This window comes from Paraburkholderia gardini (genome assembly GCF_907164575.1).
Classification (GTDB): domain Bacteria; phylum Pseudomonadota; class Gammaproteobacteria; order Burkholderiales; family Burkholderiaceae; genus Paraburkholderia; species Paraburkholderia gardini.
This window is the reverse complement of record NZ_CAJQYY010000030.1, coordinates 19,585-37,346: the sequence shown is the minus strand read 5'-3', so window position 1 is coordinate 37,346 and position 17,762 is coordinate 19,585. Positions and strand designations below refer to the sequence as shown.

Here is a 17,762-nt window from a genome sequence, read left to right as displayed (position 1 = left end):
CCCTTTAACGTGTCCCTGTGCGCGACGCGGCCGCGGCGGCACAGGGGTAGGTGAGCTTATGGTTTGACGAACAGCTTGCGCGGCGTGTTGCAGAACGTCTCGACACCGGACTCCGTAATCAGAATGCTTTCGGTGATTTCGAGTCCCCAGTCGTCGAGCCACAGTCCGGGCATGAAGTGAAACGTCATGCCCGGTTCGAGGACCGTCTTGTCCCCCGGCCGCAGGCTCATCGTGCGTTCGCCCCAGTCAGGCGGATAGCTCGCACCGATCGGATAGCCGCAGCGGCTGTTTTTCTCGATGCCGTATTTGTGCAGCATCGCGAAGAACGCGTTGGCGATGTCTTCGCACGTGTTGCCGGGTCTGGCGGCGGCGAGGCCTGCCTCGATGCCTTCCACCACCGCGCGCTCGCCGTCGATGAAATGCTTCGGCGGCTTGCCGAGGTACACGGTGCGCGATTGCGGGCAGTGATAGCGCTTGAAGCAGCCGGCGATTTCGAAGAACGTGCCCGCGTCCCTGGCGAAGGGCGTGTCGTCCCAGGTCAGATGCGGGGCCGCGGCATCGGCGCCGGTCGGCAACAGCGGCACGATTGCCGGATAGTCGCCACCGTAACCGTCGACGCCGGTAATACCCGCCGAGTAGATCTCGGCGACGAGATCGTTCTTGCGCATGCCGGGTTCGATCCGCTCGACGATATGCGCATGCATCTTTTCGACGATGCGTGCGGCCACGCGCATGTATTCGATTTCACGCGGCGACTTGACGGCGCGCTGCCAGTTCACGAGGCTGGTTGCGTCCTGCCATTTCGCCTTCGGCAGATGAGCGACGAGCGAGCGATAAGCCGCGGCGCTGAAATAGTAGTTGTCCATTTCCACGCCGATCTTCAACGCGCCCCAGCCGCGCGCTTCGATTACCTCACGCGCGAGGTAGTCCATCGGATGCCGCACGGCCGACTGCACGTAATGATCCGGATATCCGACTATCTGCCCGTGCTCCATGAACACGGTGCGCTTTGCACCGTTCGCGTCCTGGCCACGGCCGAACCAGACCGGTTCGCCGTCCAGCGCGAGCAGCACGCACTGATGCACGTAGAACGACCAGCCGTCATAACCGGTGAGCCACGCCATGTTGGTCGGATCGGAGACGATCAGCAATTCGATCCCTGCCGCCTGCATTGCCTTGCGCGTCTTGCCGATACGGGCGGCGTATTCGGCACGTTCGAATGGCAGGCGTACGACGGGCGCCGTGGTCCGCGGTTCCTGTTGCGTTGTATCTGACATCTTCCCCTCTCTCTTCGTGACGTCGTTGCGAAAGGCGGTGCCTCGTGCACGCAATGAGACACCTGCAGGCTTTGATGGCCGCAGTCTAATGCCGCGAAAAACGGCTTTTAATGTGCTAGTTCAATCTTCGCCACCGACCTGAACCGGGGGCGTGGAACCTGGCGACATCGTCAGCTTTTTCGCGCTGCGCTTATAGGTGTTGTCCCTGACCCGCACGCCGGCTTCTTGCCCGGACAGCCTTTCGCCTTATGGCGTGGCCCGGTTTTCGCGGGGAAAAGAATTGTTCTAGAGCAATCGGATACCGAATATGGCTTTGTATTCTCGTTTGCAGAGTTGTTCTCGCAGCACCCCATTCAATGAGGTCAGGTATGACGAACGGGAACCGGATCGATATGAACACCGCGCGAGTCACCGACATGCTGGGCGTTTCAGGCGTCGCCCCGGCGACCCTTCCCCCGGACTGCCCGGCCGCATCTGGCGACACCTTTTTGCCACGCCGGGAGGCGTCGATGACGAAGCCGTTGATCAGTATTGATCGCATCACGAAGCGTTATGGCGCGCTGACCGTGCTCGACGAACTCTCGCTCGACGTGATGCCGGGCGAGAAGCTCGCGCTGATCGGCCCGTCGGGTTCCGGCAAGACCACGATCCTGCGCATTCTGATGACGCTCGAATCGATCGATGGCGGCCACATCGAAGTAGACGGCGAGCAGCTGTTTCATATGCCGCGCGGCGGCCAGATGGTGCCTGCGAACGAGCGCCATCTGCAGAGGATGCGCGAGAAGATCGGCATGGTCTTCCAGCACTTCAATCTGTTTCCGCACAAGAGCGTGCTCGATAACGTGACGCTCGCGCCAATGCTGACCAAGGGCGAGAGCCGCGAGTCGGCGGAAAAGCGTGCGCTGGAACTACTCGACATGGTCGGAATGGCCGACAAGGCAAAGAGCCGTCCGGCGCAACTGTCCGGCGGCCAGAAGCAGCGCGTGGCAATCGCGCGGGCGCTTGCCCTCGCACCGAGAATCATGCTGTTCGACGAAGTGACTTCAGCGCTCGATCCCGAGCTTGTGGAAGAAGTGCTGAACGTGATGCAGCGGCTCGCCAGACAGACCGACATGACGATGTTGCTCGTCACGCATGAAATGGGTTTCGCACACGATTTTGCCGACCGTGTGCTGTTTTTCGACCGCGGCAGGATCGTGGAGGAGGGCAAGCCCGAAGATATCTTCAGTCATCCAGAGCATGAGCGCACCAAGGCATTTCTTCGCAAGATCATCGCGGGGGGGCGCCGGATCTGACCGTCGTATACCACACCACGCCACACACGCCTGTCGTTGCACACCACCACGCTTTAGGAGCCAAAAATCATGAAATTGAAAGGGATTCTGATCACGGGGACGTTGTCGCTGCTGACCTTGACCGGCCTTGCGGTCGCCGCGCAGGACAAACTGGCGCAACTCAGGGAGCAAGGTTTCGCGCGCATCGCGATCGCCAACGAACCGCCGTTTACCGCGGTCGGCGCCGACGGCAAGGTGACGGGCGCCGGGCCTGATGTGGCGCGTGCGGTGTTCAGGAAGCTGGGTGTCAACGATATCGTCGCGTCGATCTCCGAGTATGGCGCGATGATTCCGGGCCTCGCGGTGGGACGGCATGATGCGATCGCAGCGGGTCTCTTCATGACGCCGCAGCGCTGCGCCGCCGTCGCGTATTCGGAGCCGGTGCTGTGCGCGGTGGAGGCGTTCGCCGTCAAGAAGGGCAACACCAAAAGCATCAAGACCTACGAGGAAATCGCCAGGGATCCTGCGGCTGTGATCGGCGTCGAAGGCGGCACGACCGAACAGAAACTCGCGACCGCCGCGCATATTCCGACCGAACGCGTCATCATCGTGCCGGACGGTCAGAGTGGACTGAAGATGCTGCAGGACGGTCGCATCGATGCGTTCGCACTGCCGCTGTTGTCGATCAGCGACCTGCTCACCAAAGCGAAAGACGCGAACCTCGAATCGATCGCGCCGGTGCAGGGCACGCCCGTGCAATGCGACGGCGTGGCATTTCGCAAGCAGGACACCGCACTGCGCGATGCTTTCGACGTCGAACTGAAGAAGATGAAGGAATCCGGCGAGTTCGCAAAGATCGTCGAGCCGTACGGATTCTCGGCAAAGGCGGCGATGTCGACGACCCGCGACAAGTTGTGCGCGGCGAAGAACTAGATCTGCCCAGGCCGTCTGGCACGCTATGCAGTAGCACGCCAGACGGTCATTCCGTTGCCTGCGAGGTGCGCTCATGAACGACTGGTCCGGCTATCTGCTGCTGATTCTGAAAGGCGCGGAGGCAACCGTTGAACTCACTGTGATGGGGACGGTGCTTGCGCTCGTGATGGCCTTCGTCGCGGGACTCGGGCGGCTGTCCCGATTCCTTGCGGTGCGCGCGCTCGCTACCTCGTATATCGAGTTTTTCCGCGGCACGTCGGTATTCGTCCAGCTGTTCTGGGCGTATTTCGTATTGCCGATGGTCGGATTCACACTGACGCCGCTCCAGGCCGGCGTGCTCGCACTCGGCTTGAACGTGGGCGCGTACGGCGCCGAAGTAGTACGTGGCGCGATCGTCGCGATCGGCGACGAGCAGCGGAGTGCATGCGTCGCGTTGAATCTGTCCACGTATCAGCGCATGCGTCACGTGATCCTGCCGCAAGCCTTGCCGCTGATGCTGCCGACCTTTGGCAACAACGCGATCGAGCTGCTCAAGGGCACGGCAGTCGTCTCGCTGATCTCGCTTGGCGACATGACGTTCCAGGCGCAGGTCGTACGCGCGCAAACCGGCAATACGCTGATACCGTTCGCGACGATTCTCGCGCTGTATTTCGCAATGGCCTGCCTGATTTCGTTCGGCGTGCGCAAGCTTGAACGCCGGATGACCTTTGGTCTCGACGGGATGAGGAGATAACCGTATGGAATGGGACTGGAGTTTCGCGCGCGAGATCATGCCGATCCTGCTGCAGGGCCTGAAGATCACCGTGCTCGCGACCCTGCTTGGCGCGGTGGTGGCGGCGGTGACCGGCATGGCGTTCGCGATCCTGAAGCTTTCGCCGAATCGCGCGGTGTCGCGTACCACAACGGCCGTGGCGAGCTTTATTCGTGGCACCCCGTTGCTCGTGCAGCTTTACTTTGTTTTCTATGTGTTGCCCGATATCGGTATCCGGATGCCGGCGCTCGCCGCCGGTGTACTCGCGCTCGGCGTTCATTACGCGACGTATACGGCCGAGGTTTACCGGACCGGCATTGAAAACGTACCCCGTGGGCAATGGGAAGCCGCCCGGGCGTGCAACCTGAGTCCGGTGCAGATGTGGCGGCACATCATCTTGCCCGAAGCGGTCCCGCCGATGCTGCCCGCGCTCGCGAACTATCTGATTTCGATGTTCAAGGAAACGCCGTTGCTGTCGGCGATCACGGTCCTCGAATTGATGAACGAGGCGAAGATCGTCGCGAACACGGACTACCGTTACCTCGAACCGATGACGCTCGTCGGCGTGCTGTTTCTGTGTATCAGCCTTGTCGCGGTGGTCGGTGTACGGCTGCTCGAAAAACGTTATCCCCATCTCGGGCACTAGACGATGCCGACCGTGATCCATCCGTTAAGCAAAACGCCGCAACTCGACGAGCGTGCGCTCGAAAAGCGCATCGGCCTCGTGATCCTCGCAACCGATCACACGACCGAGCCGGACTTTGCGGCACTCGTCGCGAATGAGCGTATCGGTATCTACGTGAATCGCGTGCCGTATGCAAACCCGGTAACACGGGAGAATCTGCTCGCGATGCAGCCGTCGCTGACCGCCGGCGCCGCGCTGATCCTGCCCGGCGAAGCGCTCGACGTGGTGATGTATTCGTGCACGTCGGCGTCCGTCATGATCGGCGACGCGGAGATCGAACGGGCGATTCATGCGGCGAAACCCGAGGCACAGGTCGTCACGCCGACGGCCGCCGCGGTGACCGCGCTAAAAGCGCTTGGCGCGCGCCGCATCAGCGTGCTGACGCCTTATACCGTTGAAACCAGCCAGCCGATGGCCGGGTACTTCACTGCACAAGGTTTCATCATCGACCGCTTCACGTGCCTCGGTTTGACCGATGACCGGGAGATGGCGCGGATTTCGCACGACGATATCGTCGCGTTCGCGCTTGACGCAATGGCTGAAGAATCCGACGCGCTCTTCATCTCCTGCACGGCGGTACGGGCGGCGGCTGTCATCGCGAAAATCGAGACTTCGATCGGCAAGGCGGTCGTGAGCAGCAATCTCGCCACTGCCTGGATGTGTCTGCGTCTTTGCGGCGACAGCGCGGCCAGACCTGCGCGGGGGCGGTTGATGACGCTGCCACTGGTTGAACGTCAGGCCAGACAGGAACGCTGAAGGCTACGCCAGGCGGACGGTCGGTCCCATGCAAGATACTCGCGGTCCCATCCCCAACGTCGAGCCCGCTAACCACGACCGCTGAGTCGACATGGAGCAGGGGCATGTTGACCACATGAAATGACAGCGATACCATTCAGGTCTATACTTGCGCGGCGAGGTGCGCTGTCTGCTAATTTGAAATGACAGCGATACCATCGATAAAAAACTTGCGGAGACACGGATGAAAATCATGGAAGCCACTTCCGTTGCCAGAAAAGCGGCCAGCGGACGATACAGATGGACCATTTGCGCGCTCATCTTTTTTGCGACGACGATCAACTACATGGATCGCCAGATGCTGGGGTTGCTGGCCCCACTGCTGCAAAAGGATATTGGCTGGAACCAGATCCAGTACGCGCAGACCGTGATGGTGTTCACGGTCACCTATGCAGTGGGCCTTGCGACGTTTGGCCGGATCGCTGACCGGTTCAGCACCAAAGTGGTCTACGGTGGTGCGATGGCGATGTGGAGCCTCGCCGCGATGCTGCACGCGGTGGCGGCGACCGTCCCGGGCTTCGCGGCCGTGCGCGGTTTTCTGGGCTTCAGCGAGGCGGCGAACTTCCCGGTCGCCATCCGCACCACGGCCACGTGGTTTCCGAAGAAGGAACGCGCGCTGGCCACCGGCCTGTGGAACATGGGCGCCACTATCGGCGGGATCGTCGCGCCGGCGTTCGTGCCGATTGCCGCGGTCATGTGGGGCTGGCGTGCGACCTTCGTCGTGGCAGGGGCGACCGGTTTCGTCTGGCTGGCGGTGTGGCTGCTGGTGTACCGTCCTCCCGCGGAGCATCCGTCGGTATCGGCGGGCGAACTGGCGTACATCAATGCGGACCAGGACGAAGGCGTCGAGCAATCCGTGAGCTGGCTTTCGGTGCTGAAGTACCGCGAAACCTGGGCGTTCATTTTCGGCAAGCTGCTGACCGATCCGGTGTGGTGGTTCTATCTGTTCTGGCTGCCCAAATGGCTCAACGAGTCGCGGCACATCGACATCAGCAATCTGGGTCTGCCGCTGATCGTCATTTATGCGATGGCATCCGGCGGCAGTGTGGCGGGCGGCTGGCTGTCGTCCCGTCTGATGAAGCGCTCCAGCAAGCCGAATGTCGCACGCAAGGTCGCAATGGGCATCTGCGCGGTGTGCGTCCTGCCGATTGCCACGCTCTCGCATTTTCAAAGCCTGTGGTATGCGGTGTTCGCCGTCGGTCTGGCCGCCGCGGCTCACCAGGGGTGGTCCGCGAATCTTGTCACCACGGTCGGCGACGTGTTCCCGCGCCGGCTGGTTGGCACCGTGATCGGTATCGGCGGCGTGGCAGGCATGGTCGGCTCGTTCTTCTACTCAGGCGTAATCGGCGAGACGTTGCAGCGCACGGGTCAGTACTGGGCGCTCTTCGCGGTTGGTGCGTCGGCCTATCTGGTCGCGCTCGGTGTCATTCATCTGCTGATGCCGCGCATGACGCCGGTGAAGCTGCGCGGGCAGCACACTACGTCGGCCTGAACGCTGCGTTGAAGCCGGCAACGGCTTGTGTTGTGTCCTGGTTTTGTTGCGGGAAGGCCCGCGGCGTAAGGTAGACTCTGATTCGCGCACAATCTGGAAGGACGGCCCGGGAAGAAGTTCCCGGGCCGTCCTTCCGGGAATTTCCGCGTAACAATTGTGCAGACCGTGAATCAGACTATTAATGCCCAGCCCAAAAGAAAAAGTGGCGCCGTTTGCCGGCAAACGGCCGCGTGGCGGATCACGGGAGATCCGTCTAACTGAAGTCGCGACGCTGGCGCGCGTATCGCCGATCACGGTGTCGCGCGCGCTCAACAATCCTCAGGTTGTCGCGCCGGAAACGCTCAAACGTATCCAGCTTGCCGTCCAGCAGCTCGGCTATGTGCCGAACCGGCTCGCCGGCAGCCTGTCGTCGTCCAGGTCGCGGCTCATCGCCGCAATCGTGCCGACCGTCACGCATTCGCTGTTCGCGGCATCCATCCAGGCATTCAGCAACGCGATGTCACGCGCCGGCTATCAGGTTTTGCTGGGCCTGAGCGGGTACAGCGACGTCGACGAGTGCCAGGTGCTGGACGCGTTGTTGAGCCGGCGTCCGGAAGCGATGCTGCTGATCGGCGTCGCGCGTTCGTCAGCGCTGCGTGCACGGCTGCTGAACGTCAATATTCCCACCGTCGAAACATGGGACATGACCGACACGCCCGTCGACATGCTGGTCGGCTTCTCGCACCACGACGCCGGGGTCGCCGTGGCGGAGCGCTTTCTGGCGCGCGGCAAGCGGCGTCCAGCCATTATCTCGGCCAACGACGAACGTGCGATGGCCCGTCGCGAGGGCTTCATTGAGACCATGGCGCGTCATGGCATCGACAATGTCGCGCAGGTCCTCGTCAAGCCGCCAAGCTCGGTGGCGCAGGGGCATAACTCGTTTGCCACGATTCTCGCGGAGCGCCCGGATGTCGATGCAGTGTTCTGCGGCTCCGATCTGCTCGCGCTCGGCGTACTGAGCGAGGCGAGGGCCCGCGGCCTCGATGTGCCGTCGCGGCTCGCCGTGTGCGGCTTCGGCGATCTCGAGTTCTCGGCCGACCTGGTGCCGGCCCTGACCACGGTTCAAATGGACGGCAGCCGCATCGGCATGACCGCCGCGCATTGTCTGATCGACCGGCTCGACGGCTCGCCGGCGCGGCCGAAGATCGATATCGGCTTCACGCTGGTCGGACGCGAGACGGCCTGAGGGGAGCGTTCAGCTCACCTTGCAACACACGATTCACGTAACGCCAAGGGTTTACCCTTTGTATTTTGTTTAAATGATTGCGTTATCATTTCTAAACTGCTCCGGCAGTTTTTTTGACGTTGACGATGATATCGCTGTCATTGAGCGGGCGGGCCACGCGTACCTCGCAGGCAAGCGCCTGCATTTACAAAAACAGGATGAAGGAGACGCGTGATGACGAAGCACGGAAAAATAAAGGCATTACTGATCGCAGGTGCGGCACTGGGTGCCGGCGCGGCGAATGCGCAAAGCAGCGTGACCCTGTACGGGGCGGTGGACGACGCGTTCGTCTACGCCAACAACCAGAAGGGTCATTCGAACTTCTATCTGCGCCAGGGCAATCTGTATGCGTCGAAGTGGGGCCTGCGCGGCGTGGAGGACATCGGCGGCGGCACCAGCGTGATCTTCGATTTGCAGAACGGCTTCGATCTCAATAGCGGCGCCCTGTCGTCGTCCTCGCAGATCTTCAACCGCGAAGCGTTCGTGGGTTTGCAGAACCAGCAATACGGCACGTTCACGATGGGCCGCCAGTACACGCCGTACTACCTGTTCGTCGGGCCGCTTGCGTCGAGTACCTGGCTGACCGGCGCGACCGGCGCGCATCCTGGCGACATCGACGGGCTCGACACGACGATTCGCATCAACAACGCGCTGGTCTATACGACGCCGACCTGGAACGGCCTGCAGGCCAGCGGCATGTACGCGCTCGGCGGCATTGCGGGCAGCACCGGCAAGGGGCAGACGATCAGCGCGGGCGTCAAGTATGCGACTGGTCCCATCGGCCTCGCGGCGGGCTATCTGCGCATGGACAACGCGCAACAGACCACGGGCTTCGATCCGGCGTCCACCGGCAGCTTCGGCACGTCTTCGCTGAACACGGGCTACGCGTCGGCGAAGACGATCCAGCACATCGCGGCCGCCGCCAACTACACGATCGGCAACCTGATGATGGGCGTCACGTATACGAACGTCGAATACGTGTCGGGCAACCACTCGATTTTCCGCGACACCGCTGTGTTCAACACCTACGCCGCGCTCGCCACGTACCGCTTCACGCCGGCTTTCGATGTGGCTGGTGCGTTCTCGTACACGCTGGCGTCGAAGGCGAACGGCATCTCCAGTGCGGCGCGCTATCAGCAGTACTCGCTGAAGGAGGCCTATCACCTGTCGAAGCGCACCTCGCTGTATGCACTGGAGGCGTATCAGCGTGCCAGCGGCCAGACGCTGGGCGCGAATGGCGCAGGCAATATCATCGACGCGACGCCCTCGGTTGGCGATTCGCAGAACGCGACACCGTCGTCGACAAATTCGCAATTCGTCGGCATGGTGGGGATCGCATTCCTGTTCTAGCCGGGTGAGGCGCACGGGGATGCGCTTGCGCATCCTCGCTGTACCCGTGCCCCAGCGCCCCGGAACCGGCAATCTTTATCTTATAGGTGGAACTCAGCTTGACCTCGAACCGAAAACTTCCCGAAGAGCTTCGTAGTTACCGCTGGTACGGCGTGAACGATCTGCGCTCATTCGGTCATCGCTCGCGAACCGCGCAGATGGGTTACCACGCGTCGGATTACATGGGTAAGCCAGTGATCGCCGTGGTCAACACCTGGAGTGAGATCAATTCCTGCCATACGCACTTCAAGCAGCGCGTCGAAGAGGTGAAGCGCGGTATCTGGCAGGCGGGCGGCTTTCCGGTCGAGATGCCGGTGATGACGCTTGCCGAGCCGTTCCAGAAACCGACCACGATGCTGTACCGCAACTTCCTCGCGATGGAAACCGAGGAACTGCTGAAGTCCTATCCGTTCGATGGCTGCGTGCTGATGGGCGGCTGCGACAAGACCACGCCCGGCCTGCTGATGGGCGCGCTCAGCATGAACCTGCCGGCGATCTTTCTGCCGGCCGGGCCGATGCTGCGCGGCAACTGGAACGGCCGGACGCTGGGCAGTGGTTCGGACACGTGGAAATACTGGGCCGAGTTGCGTGCGGGCAAAATCACCGAGGAAGAGTGGAAGGGCATCGAAAGCGGCATCGCGCGCTCGCCGGGTCACTGCATGACGATGGGCACGGCCTCGACGATGACGAGCGCCACCGAGGCGCTCGGTCTGACACTGCCGGGATTCTCGTCGATTCCCGCGGTGGATTCGCGGCACGCGCAGTTTGCGTCGCTGACCGGCCAGCGCATCGTCGAGATGGTATGGACCGACCTGAAGCCGTCGGACATCCTGACCGCGAAGTCCTTCGACAACGCCATCACCACCGTGCTGTCGATGTCCGGCTCGACGAATGCGATCGTCCATCTCGTGGCGGTGGCGCGCCGCGCCGGCATCGACCTGACGACAGCGCGCTTCGATGAACTCGCGCGCATTACACCGGTTCTGGGCAATCTGCGCCCATCCGGCCAGTATCTGATGGAAGACTTTTTCTACGCAGGCGGCTTGCGCGCGCTGCTCGCCGAACTGGGCGAGCTGATCGACGGCACGCAGATGACCGTCAACGGCTCGACGCTCGGCGCCAACATCGAGGGCGCGGAAATTTTCGATGACGACGTCATCCGCAAGCGTGGCAATCCGCTCGTCGCGAGCGACGCGCTTGCGGTATTGACCGGCAATCTCGCGCCGGACGGTGCGGTCATCAAACCGGCCGCGATGGAAGCACATCTGCTGAAGCACCGCGGCCCGGCCGTGGTATTTCGCGACTACGCCGACATGGCGGCGCGCATCGACACGGAAGAACTCGACGTGACCGCCGATTCGGTGATCGTGCTGCAGCACGCCGGCCCGATCGGCGCACCCGGCATGCCGGAGTGGGGCCAGTTGCCGATTCCGCAGAAGCTCCTGAAGCAGGGCGTGCGCGACATGTTGCGGATTTCCGATGCGCGCATGAGCGGCACGAGCTACGGTGCGTGCGTGCTGCACGTGGCGCCCGAATCGTTCGTCGGTGGCCCGCTCGCACTGGTGAAGGATGGCGACATGATCGAACTCGACGTGTCGGCCCGCCGCCTGCATCTCGATATCAGCGTGCTGGAACTGGCGGCGCGCAAGGCCGCATGGATGCCGCCAAAACGGCCGTTCGAGCGCGGCTTCGGCGTCATGCATCAACTGCACGTGACGCAGGCGAACAAGGGCTGCGATTTCGACTTCCTCGAAGAGCCTGTGAGGCCTCCCGCGGAGTCCGCCCCGGCATCTCTTCAGCAGACCACGCAAGATGCGCCGCAAGACACGTCGCAAGCGGCGAAGCGCAACGAGCCGGAAATTCACTAACCCATTCAGGGCACTTCATGACTGCATCCGATATCACCGTCAGCGACGCCACGCTTGAGCAGCTCCGGCATGTCAGCACGGCCACGCTCACCACGCAGCTGTTCAAACGTGGCCTGCGCAACGTGTTTTTGCAGGGCGTCGCGCCGCTCGTCAAACCCGCGCCGGGCGCGGCGAATCTGGTGGGCCCGGCGTTCACGCTGCGCAACATTCCCGCGCGTGAGGACATCGACCACGTCGGGATATTCCAGGACCCCGACCACCCGCAGCGCAAGGCGGTCGAAACCGCGCCGCCGGGTAGCGTGCTGGTGCAGGACTGCCGGGGCGAGCGCACGGTGGCCTCGGTCGGTTCGATTCTCGCGCTGCGGCTCGCGAAACGGGGTGTCGCGGGCATGGTTTCCGACGGACCGGTGCGCGACAGCGGCACGATCGCGGAACTCGGTCTGCCGCTGTGGTGCGCCGGCGCGAGTGCACCGCTGAATCTGGCGAAACATCATGCGGTCGACGTGAACGTGCCGATCGCATGCGGCGGCGTGGCGGTGTATCCGGGCGACATCGTCGTCGCGGACGTGGATGGCGTCGTGATCGTGCCGCGCGCGATGGCCGAAGGCGTCGCGCGCGATTCGATCGAGCAGGAGCAGCTCGAGGTTTTCATCTCGCAGCGTATCGACGAAGGCCGGCCGTTACGCGGCACGTACCCGCCGAACGAAGAAACGCTGGCTGCTTACGCACAATGGCTCGCGCAAAAATAACAGGACGCTGAAGGTCTTTTCGATCCGTCCCACAGCAATCGCCCGCGCGGACAGCGCGGGCGCAGGAGGCATCGTGAATATCGTTGCGCCGGCAATCGGCGAAGCGCGCCTGATTAATCGTCTGGCGCTCAGATTGATGCCGCTCCTCGGCCTGCTTTATCTGGTGGCGTACATCGACCGCTCCAATATCAGCTTCGCCAAGCTGCAGATGCTCGACAGTCTCGGGCTCTCCGAGGCGGCCTATGGACTCGGCGCGTCGCTGTTCTTCATCGGCTATCTGCTGTTCGAGGTACCCAGCAACCTGATGCTTCACAAGTACGGTGCGCCGCGCTGGATGGCCCGCATCATGCTGAGCTGGGGCATCGTCACCGTGCTGCTCGCGTTCACCCGCAGCGCGCCGATGTTTTACGTGCTGCGGTTCCTGCTCGGCGCCTCGGAGGCGGGGCTGTATCCGGGCGTGATCTACTATCTGACGCTGTGGTTTCCGGCGCGGCATCGGGTACGGATGCTCGGATATTTCACGGTCGGCAGCAGTCTGGGCAACATGATCGGTGCGCCGATTTGCGGCTGGCTGCTCGACAAGGGTGGACTCGCCGGCCTGCACGGCTGGCAACTTGTCTTCCTCGTGACGGGCGTGCCGTCGATCCTGCTCACGTTCGTCGTACTGTTCCTGCTGCCCGCGTCGCCGGACCAGGCAAGATTCCTTGCCGTCGACGAAAAGCAATGGCTCATCCAGACGCTCGCCGCCGAACGCGCGCAGGCGGATGTACCGGGCTCCGGCCATGCTTCCCTCCTCAGTGTGCTGGTGCAGCCGCGCGTGATCGGCATGGCGCTGTACTACATGATGCTGTCCATTTCCGTGTACGGCGTGAGCTACTGGTTGCCGACGCTCGTCAAGGGGTTCGGCGTCAGCAACACGACCAACGGCCTGCTGAACATCATTCCGTGGCTGATGGCGACCATCGTGCTGGCGTGGCTGCCCTCGAAGCTAAGAGGCGGTGACCGGGCGATCACCGCGATGCTGATCGCGGCGCTGCTCGGCGTCGCCTGCTTCCTGAGCGCGGTGTTTCTGCCGACCAATACGCTGCGTTTCGCCGCGCTCTGTTTCGGCGCGCCCTGCATGTATCTGCTGATTCCGTGTTTCTGGACGCTGCCTTCGAAGTTCCTGTTCGGCGCGCAGGCCGCGGCGGGCATTGCGGCGATCAATTCGCTCGGCAATATCGGGGGCTTCATTGCGCAGAATCTGGTGCCGTGGGTTCGCGAGACCACTGGCAGCGTCAAGGCGCCGATGTTGATTCCCGCGTCATGCCTGCTGCTGTTCGCGGCGATTACGGTGCCGATCCTGTGTCGTGCGAAGGGCGCGAGCGTGGCCGGGACCGGGCGCCGGTGACGCTCGCGAAGCGCCACTCGAAACCCGCGCGAGGTTCCTCGAAGCGATCGCCGGCGGCATCGGGACATCTGGCGATGTGCGAATAGAGCGTGCCCATGCGCGGCAAACGGGTTGCCACACGTTTTTGCGTAGATGGAAGACGACGGGATAGACGCCGCTCACGCGGCACTCCCGTCGTCGCGGTTCTAGCGGATTTCCCTCGCCACGCCCTGCAACTTCGTGAACGCGCGAAACCGTGCCTCGTGCCGCGCCGCGATGTCACCTGCGGCCGGCTCGTAGGTCTTGCTGATATGCGACATCCTGGCCATCGCCGAGCGCACATCGTCGAACTGGCCGCCCGCTACGCCGCCCAGCATCGCGGAGCCCAGCAGCACAGGATCTTCCGCCTGCGTGGCGAGCAGAGGCTTGCCCGTCGCATCCGCGAGCAGTTGCCGAACGAGATCGAGGCGCCCAGCGCCGCCGCTGATCACCACCCGCGCGATCGGCGCACCGGCCATCGCCTGGGTTTCGATGATCTGGCGAAGGCCGTAACCAATACTGCAGAGGCCGGCAATGTAGAGCGCGACCAGGCTATCCAGGTCGTCTTCCATGGTGAGGCCCGCGATCACCGCTCTCGCGTGCGGATCGGCGAACGGCGCGCGGTTTCCGAGAAACTCCGGCACGACATGCAGCCCGTTCGCCAGCAACACAGCCTCCGACGAACTGTGCGCCGTCTGCGCGGCGAGAGCCGCGAGCATGACCGGCAGCGACTGCCCAGCCTGTTCCGCCTTGCGCTGTGCATCCGGGGCAGCGGGGTGCATCGAGAGCAGCCGTTCGATCGCCGCGCCCGCCACCGATTGCCCGCCCTCGTTGAGCCATGCATCGGGCACCATCGCCGAAAAATAAGGCCCCCACACGCCGGGCACGAAGACCGGACTGCGGGTCGTGGTCATCGTGCACGACGAGGTGCCGAAGACGTAGCCAAGACAGGACTCCGGCTCGCCATCGGCGCCCACCGTGCCGATCCCGCCGGCATGGGCATCGATCACGCCCGTGGCGACCGGCGTTCCGGTGCGCAGGCCGAGTTCCGATGCGGCTGTTGCCGTGAGTCCGCTGCCGAGCGGCGTTCCGGCATCGACGACGCGCTCGCCGATGCGCGCAAAGCCCTCGTCCGCCAGCACGCCGAGGCCGATGGTGCGGAAGTAGCTCTCGTCCCAGCGTCGCTCATGCGCGAGATAGGTCCATTTGCAGGTCACCGTGCAGGTGGATCTGGACAGATCCCCGGTCGCGCGCCAGGTCAGGAAGTCGGTCAGGTCGAAGAACTGCCATGCGGCCTCGAAGACCTCCGGCCGGTTCTCGACGAGCCACAGCAGTTTCGGTGTTTCCATTTCCGGCGAAATCTTGCCGCCGACAAATTTCAGCACCTCGTGGCCCGTCGCGTTGATGCGCTCCGCCTGCTCCACCGCGCGGTGATCCATCCACACGATGATGTCGCGCTCCGCCTGCTCCGACGGGCCCACGGGCAAGGGCTGGCCGCCCGCGCCCAGCACGACGAGCGAACAGGTGGCGTCGAACCCGATGCCCGCGACCTGATCGGGCGACACCGCGGCCTGCGACAGCGCATCCTTCACGGAATCACAGACGGCATTCCAGATCTCGCCGCTCGACTGTTCGACGATCGAGCCGCTCGCATGGAACAACGTGATGTCACGCTTCGCCGAGGCCAGCATGCGTCCGGCAACGTCGAAGATGCCAGCGCGGGCGCTGCCCGTGCCGACGTCAACGCCGATCACATAACGTGTGCTGCCGGTCGTGCCGGCGGTTGGGTTTTCTGAGGTCATGGCTCACTGTCGGTTATGTGAGGCGTTTCAGAGATCGACGCTGTTCGGAAGGATCACGATATCGCGGATGGTCACGTTGCGCGACCGCGTCAGCATGAAGAGCACCGCTTCGGCGACCTCTTCGGGCTGCATCAGGCTGCCTGAGGCGAGTGCTTCCTCCATCTTCGCTTTCGGCCAGTCGTCGAGCAATGCGGTGACGACCGGGCCGGGCAACACCCCGCCGACGCGCACGCCATGTTTGGAGAGCTGCCGCCGGGTCGTGTGAACGAAGGCCTGCACCGCGAATTTCGACGCCGTGTAGATCGGTTCCCACACGACTGGAACCATCCCCGCGATGGAACTGGTGAAGACGATATCGCCCGATTTCCGCGCGATCATGTGCGGCAGCACGGCGTGAACCGACCGGAATGCGGCGTTGACGTTCAGGTTCAGCACGCGATCCCACTCGTCCGGATTGCCGTCGACCACTTCGCCGCCGACGTAAGCGCCGGCATTCGCGTGGAAGATGTCGAGGCCGCCGGCGAGATCGAGGATTTTCGGCAGCATCGCGGAGACCTCCGCCGGCTTCAGCAGGTCGACGACCAGCGGCAGCGCGTTCGGGCCCAGTTCCTTGCAGAGTGACGTAAGCCTGTCCTCTGCACGGTCGACCAGAACGACCTTCACGCCTTCCGCGATCAGTGCGCGCGCGCAGGCAAGGCCGATACCCGATGCCGCACCCGTGATGGCGGCAATCTTTCCCTTCAAGGATTCAGTCATCTACTTTTCTCCTAGATTCTCTGGAACTACGCGCGGCCATGCGAGACGCGGGATTGCCGGGCGAGCGAGTCGACGATCACCGCGATCGCCAGCACCGCGCCGGTGATCATGAAGCGCAGCGACGACGACAGGTTCAGGAGCGTCAGCCCGCTCGCAATCGACTGGATCACGATAATGCCCAGCACAGCTGAATACGCGCTGCCGCGGCCGCCAAAGAGGCTGGTGCCGCCGATCACGGCCGCCGCGATGGCGTTCAGGTTCACGTCGCCGCTGCCGGCCTGCTGGCTCGCGGAGGCGAGCCGCGCGGCCGTCAGCACGCCGCCGAGCGCGGCGAGACTGGCGCACAGCACGAAGGCGCTGGTGTAGATGGCGTCGACCTTGATGCCTGCCCGCCTCGCGGCCTCGTGATTGCCGCCCACTGCGTGCATCGACCGGCCCCAGCGCGTCCTCTTGAGCGCGTAATCCATCGCGACCGCGATGCCGAGGAAGACGCCGAACATCAGCGGAACACCCCGTCCCTGGTTCAGGTAGGCAACCACCGCTTCCAGCAGCACGGTGATAGCCACGCTGCGCACGAGCAGGCTGCTCACCGAGGGCGCCGAGAGACGGGACGCGCTGCGGCGCTCGCGTGTGCGCAGCCCGAGCACCAGCATCACGACACCCGGCGCCAGTGCAAGAAGGTAGGAAACGACGGCGGGGATGATGATGAGTTGCCCGAGGTTCACCATCGCCGAGCCGTACGGCAGGTTGATCGATCCGGTCGCGCCGAGGACATAGAGTTGCAAACCGAGGATCGCCAGCAGCCCGGCCAGCGTCGCGACGAAGCTCGGCATGCCGAGGCGGTTGAGCAGCAGCGCGTACAGGACACCGACGAGCGCGCCGACGGCGACGGCGGCGACGATGGCCAGCAGCACCGGCCAGCCGTGATTGACCCACAGCATCCCGACGAGGGCCGACGCGAAGCCGCTCATCGAGCCCACCGACAGATCGATCTGTCCCACCATCAGCACGCAGACGATGCCGAGCGAGATCACACCGACCGTCGAGCAGTCGAACAGCAGATTGACCAGATTGTCGGCCGAGAGGAACACCGGGTTAAGACTGGTGAACACGGTCCAGATAATGATCAGGCCCGCGATGACCGGCAGCGCGCCCAGATCGCCCGAGCGCACCCGCGAGACGAAGGCGGCGACGGCGTCGCCAATCCCGGTGACGTGCTTGACGCGGATATCGCTGCGGTCGAGGAGCGTGGACGGCTGTGGCGCGCCTTGCGTTTCAGGCGGGGAGCCGTCTTTTATTTCGTTGCTCATGATCGTTCC

The 17,762-nt window shown here is 63.4% G+C and carries 15 protein-coding genes; 11 read left to right on the top strand and 4 right to left on the bottom strand.

Translation table 11 applies throughout. The annotated features are described in order from the left end of the window. Positions 1 to 56: 56 nt before the first annotated feature. The gene (gene doeA, locus LPA34_RS22320) at positions 57 to 1,277 is read right to left on the bottom strand and encodes an ectoine hydrolase DoeA (RefSeq protein ID WP_228982334.1); all 1,221 of its coding nucleotides are present in this window, start codon (positions 1,275 to 1,277) and stop codon (positions 57 to 59) included. A 392-nt stretch (positions 1,278 to 1,669) separates the two neighbouring features. On the opposite strand from doeA, the gene ehuA reads away from it, so the two are divergent. From ehuA to LPA34_RS22265, 11 genes are all read left to right on the top strand, one after another. Continuing rightward, the gene (ehuA, locus tag LPA34_RS22315) at positions 1,670 to 2,572 is read left to right on the top strand and encodes an ectoine/hydroxyectoine ABC transporter ATP-binding protein EhuA (protein ID WP_324251773.1); all 903 of its coding nucleotides are present in this window, start codon (positions 1,670 to 1,672) and stop codon (positions 2,570 to 2,572) included. A gap of 69 nt (positions 2,573 to 2,641) precedes the next feature. Beyond that, the gene (ehuB, locus tag LPA34_RS22310; RefSeq protein WP_228982333.1) at positions 2,642 to 3,484 is read left to right on the top strand and encodes an ectoine/hydroxyectoine ABC transporter substrate-binding protein EhuB; all 843 of its coding nucleotides are present in this window, start codon (positions 2,642 to 2,644) and stop codon (positions 3,482 to 3,484) included. A 73-nt stretch (positions 3,485 to 3,557) separates the two neighbouring features. Then, complete coding sequence (gene ehuC, locus LPA34_RS22305) at positions 3,558 to 4,217, top strand: ectoine/hydroxyectoine ABC transporter permease subunit EhuC (protein ID WP_228982331.1); 660 nt, start codon at positions 3,558 to 3,560, stop codon at positions 4,215 to 4,217. Positions 4,218 to 4,221: 4 nt separating this feature from the next. Beyond that, positions 4,222 to 4,881 (top strand): ectoine/hydroxyectoine ABC transporter permease subunit EhuD, encoded by a 660-nt coding sequence (gene ehuD / locus LPA34_RS22300; protein WP_228982329.1) that lies wholly within the window; start codon positions 4,222 to 4,224, stop codon positions 4,879 to 4,881. 3 nt (positions 4,882 to 4,884) lie between these two features. Then, on the top strand, positions 4,885 to 5,676 hold the full coding sequence (eutA, locus tag LPA34_RS22295; protein WP_228982327.1) for an ectoine utilization protein EutA: 792 nt from the start codon (positions 4,885 to 4,887) through the stop codon (positions 5,674 to 5,676). A 223-nt stretch (positions 5,677 to 5,899) separates the two neighbouring features. Next, complete coding sequence (locus LPA34_RS22290; protein WP_228982325.1) at positions 5,900 to 7,207, top strand: MFS transporter; 1,308 nt, start codon at positions 5,900 to 5,902, stop codon at positions 7,205 to 7,207. 181 nt (positions 7,208 to 7,388) lie between these two features. Beyond that, positions 7,389 to 8,432 (top strand): LacI family DNA-binding transcriptional regulator, encoded by a 1,044-nt coding sequence (locus LPA34_RS22285; protein WP_228982324.1) that lies wholly within the window; start codon positions 7,389 to 7,391, stop codon positions 8,430 to 8,432. Positions 8,433 to 8,645: 213 nt separating this feature from the next. Further along, complete coding sequence (locus tag LPA34_RS22280) at positions 8,646 to 9,821, top strand: porin (RefSeq protein ID WP_228982321.1); 1,176 nt, start codon at positions 8,646 to 8,648, stop codon at positions 9,819 to 9,821. 98 nt (positions 9,822 to 9,919) lie between these two features. Continuing rightward, positions 9,920 to 11,728, top strand: coding sequence for an L-arabinonate dehydratase (gene araD, locus LPA34_RS22275; protein ID WP_228982319.1), 1,809 nt, complete (start codon positions 9,920 to 9,922; stop codon positions 11,726 to 11,728). Positions 11,729 to 11,745: 17 nt separating this feature from the next. Continuing rightward, positions 11,746 to 12,477 carry a ribonuclease activity regulator RraA gene (locus tag LPA34_RS22270; RefSeq protein ID WP_228982316.1) on the top strand — a complete coding sequence of 244 codons (732 nt, stop codon included), beginning with the start codon at positions 11,746 to 11,748 and terminating at the stop codon, positions 12,475 to 12,477. Positions 12,478 to 12,613: 136 nt separating this feature from the next. Beyond that, a complete protein-coding gene (locus LPA34_RS22265) occupies positions 12,614 to 13,867 on the top strand; it encodes an MFS transporter (protein WP_411179024.1) in 1,254 nt (417 codons plus the stop codon). A 185-nt stretch (positions 13,868 to 14,052) separates the two neighbouring features. Here the strand turns inward: LPA34_RS22265 and LPA34_RS22260 are convergent, their stop codons facing one another. The 3 genes from LPA34_RS22260 to LPA34_RS22250 are packed head-to-tail and all read right to left on the bottom strand — an operon-like array spanning position 14,053 to position 17,753. Continuing rightward, a complete protein-coding gene (locus tag LPA34_RS22260) occupies positions 14,053 to 15,687 on the bottom strand; it encodes an FGGY-family carbohydrate kinase (protein ID WP_228982312.1) in 1,635 nt (544 codons plus the stop codon). A gap of 27 nt (positions 15,688 to 15,714) precedes the next feature. After that, positions 15,715 to 16,443, bottom strand: a complete 729-nt coding sequence (locus LPA34_RS22255; RefSeq protein ID WP_228982310.1) for an SDR family oxidoreductase — start codon at positions 16,441 to 16,443, stop codon at positions 15,715 to 15,717. Between the two features lie 26 nt (positions 16,444 to 16,469). Then, positions 16,470 to 17,753: a sugar ABC transporter permease gene (locus LPA34_RS22250; RefSeq protein WP_228982308.1), complete on the bottom strand. Its 1,284-nt coding sequence runs from the start codon at positions 17,751 to 17,753 to the stop codon at positions 16,470 to 16,472. Between the last annotated feature and the right edge of the window lie 9 nt (positions 17,754 to 17,762).

Excerpts from the sequence above, each read along its gene's own strand:
- doeA (WP_228982334.1), bottom strand. The coding sequence starts at position 1,277 with ATGTCAGATACAACGCAACAGGAACCGCGGACCACGGCGCCCGTCGTA.
- ehuD (WP_228982329.1), top strand. The coding sequence starts at position 4,222 with ATGGAATGGGACTGGAGTTTCGCGCGCGAGATCATGCCGATCCTGCTG.
- LPA34_RS22255 (WP_228982310.1), bottom strand. The coding sequence starts at position 16,443 with ATGACTGAATCCTTGAAGGGAAAGATTGCCGCCATCACGGGTGCGGCA.
- LPA34_RS22285 (WP_228982324.1), top strand. The coding sequence starts at position 7,389 with ATGCCCAGCCCAAAAGAAAAAGTGGCGCCGTTTGCCGGCAAACGGCCG.
- LPA34_RS22270 (WP_228982316.1), top strand. The coding sequence starts at position 11,746 with ATGACTGCATCCGATATCACCGTCAGCGACGCCACGCTTGAGCAGCTC.
- ehuB (WP_228982333.1), top strand. The coding sequence starts at position 2,642 with ATGAAATTGAAAGGGATTCTGATCACGGGGACGTTGTCGCTGCTGACC.
- ehuA (WP_324251773.1), top strand. The coding sequence starts at position 1,670 with ATGAACACCGCGCGAGTCACCGACATGCTGGGCGTTTCAGGCGTCGCC.
- LPA34_RS22280 (WP_228982321.1), top strand. The coding sequence starts at position 8,646 with ATGACGAAGCACGGAAAAATAAAGGCATTACTGATCGCAGGTGCGGCA.
- ehuC (WP_228982331.1), top strand. The coding sequence starts at position 3,558 with ATGAACGACTGGTCCGGCTATCTGCTGCTGATTCTGAAAGGCGCGGAG.
- eutA (WP_228982327.1), top strand. The coding sequence starts at position 4,885 with ATGCCGACCGTGATCCATCCGTTAAGCAAAACGCCGCAACTCGACGAG.
- LPA34_RS22265 (WP_411179024.1), top strand. The coding sequence starts at position 12,614 with ATGCCGCTCCTCGGCCTGCTTTATCTGGTGGCGTACATCGACCGCTCC.
- LPA34_RS22260 (WP_228982312.1), bottom strand. The coding sequence starts at position 15,687 with ATGACCTCAGAAAACCCAACCGCCGGCACGACCGGCAGCACACGTTAT.
- LPA34_RS22290 (WP_228982325.1), top strand. The coding sequence starts at position 5,900 with ATGAAAATCATGGAAGCCACTTCCGTTGCCAGAAAAGCGGCCAGCGGA.
- LPA34_RS22250 (WP_228982308.1), bottom strand. The coding sequence starts at position 17,753 with ATGAGCAACGAAATAAAAGACGGCTCCCCGCCTGAAACGCAAGGCGCG.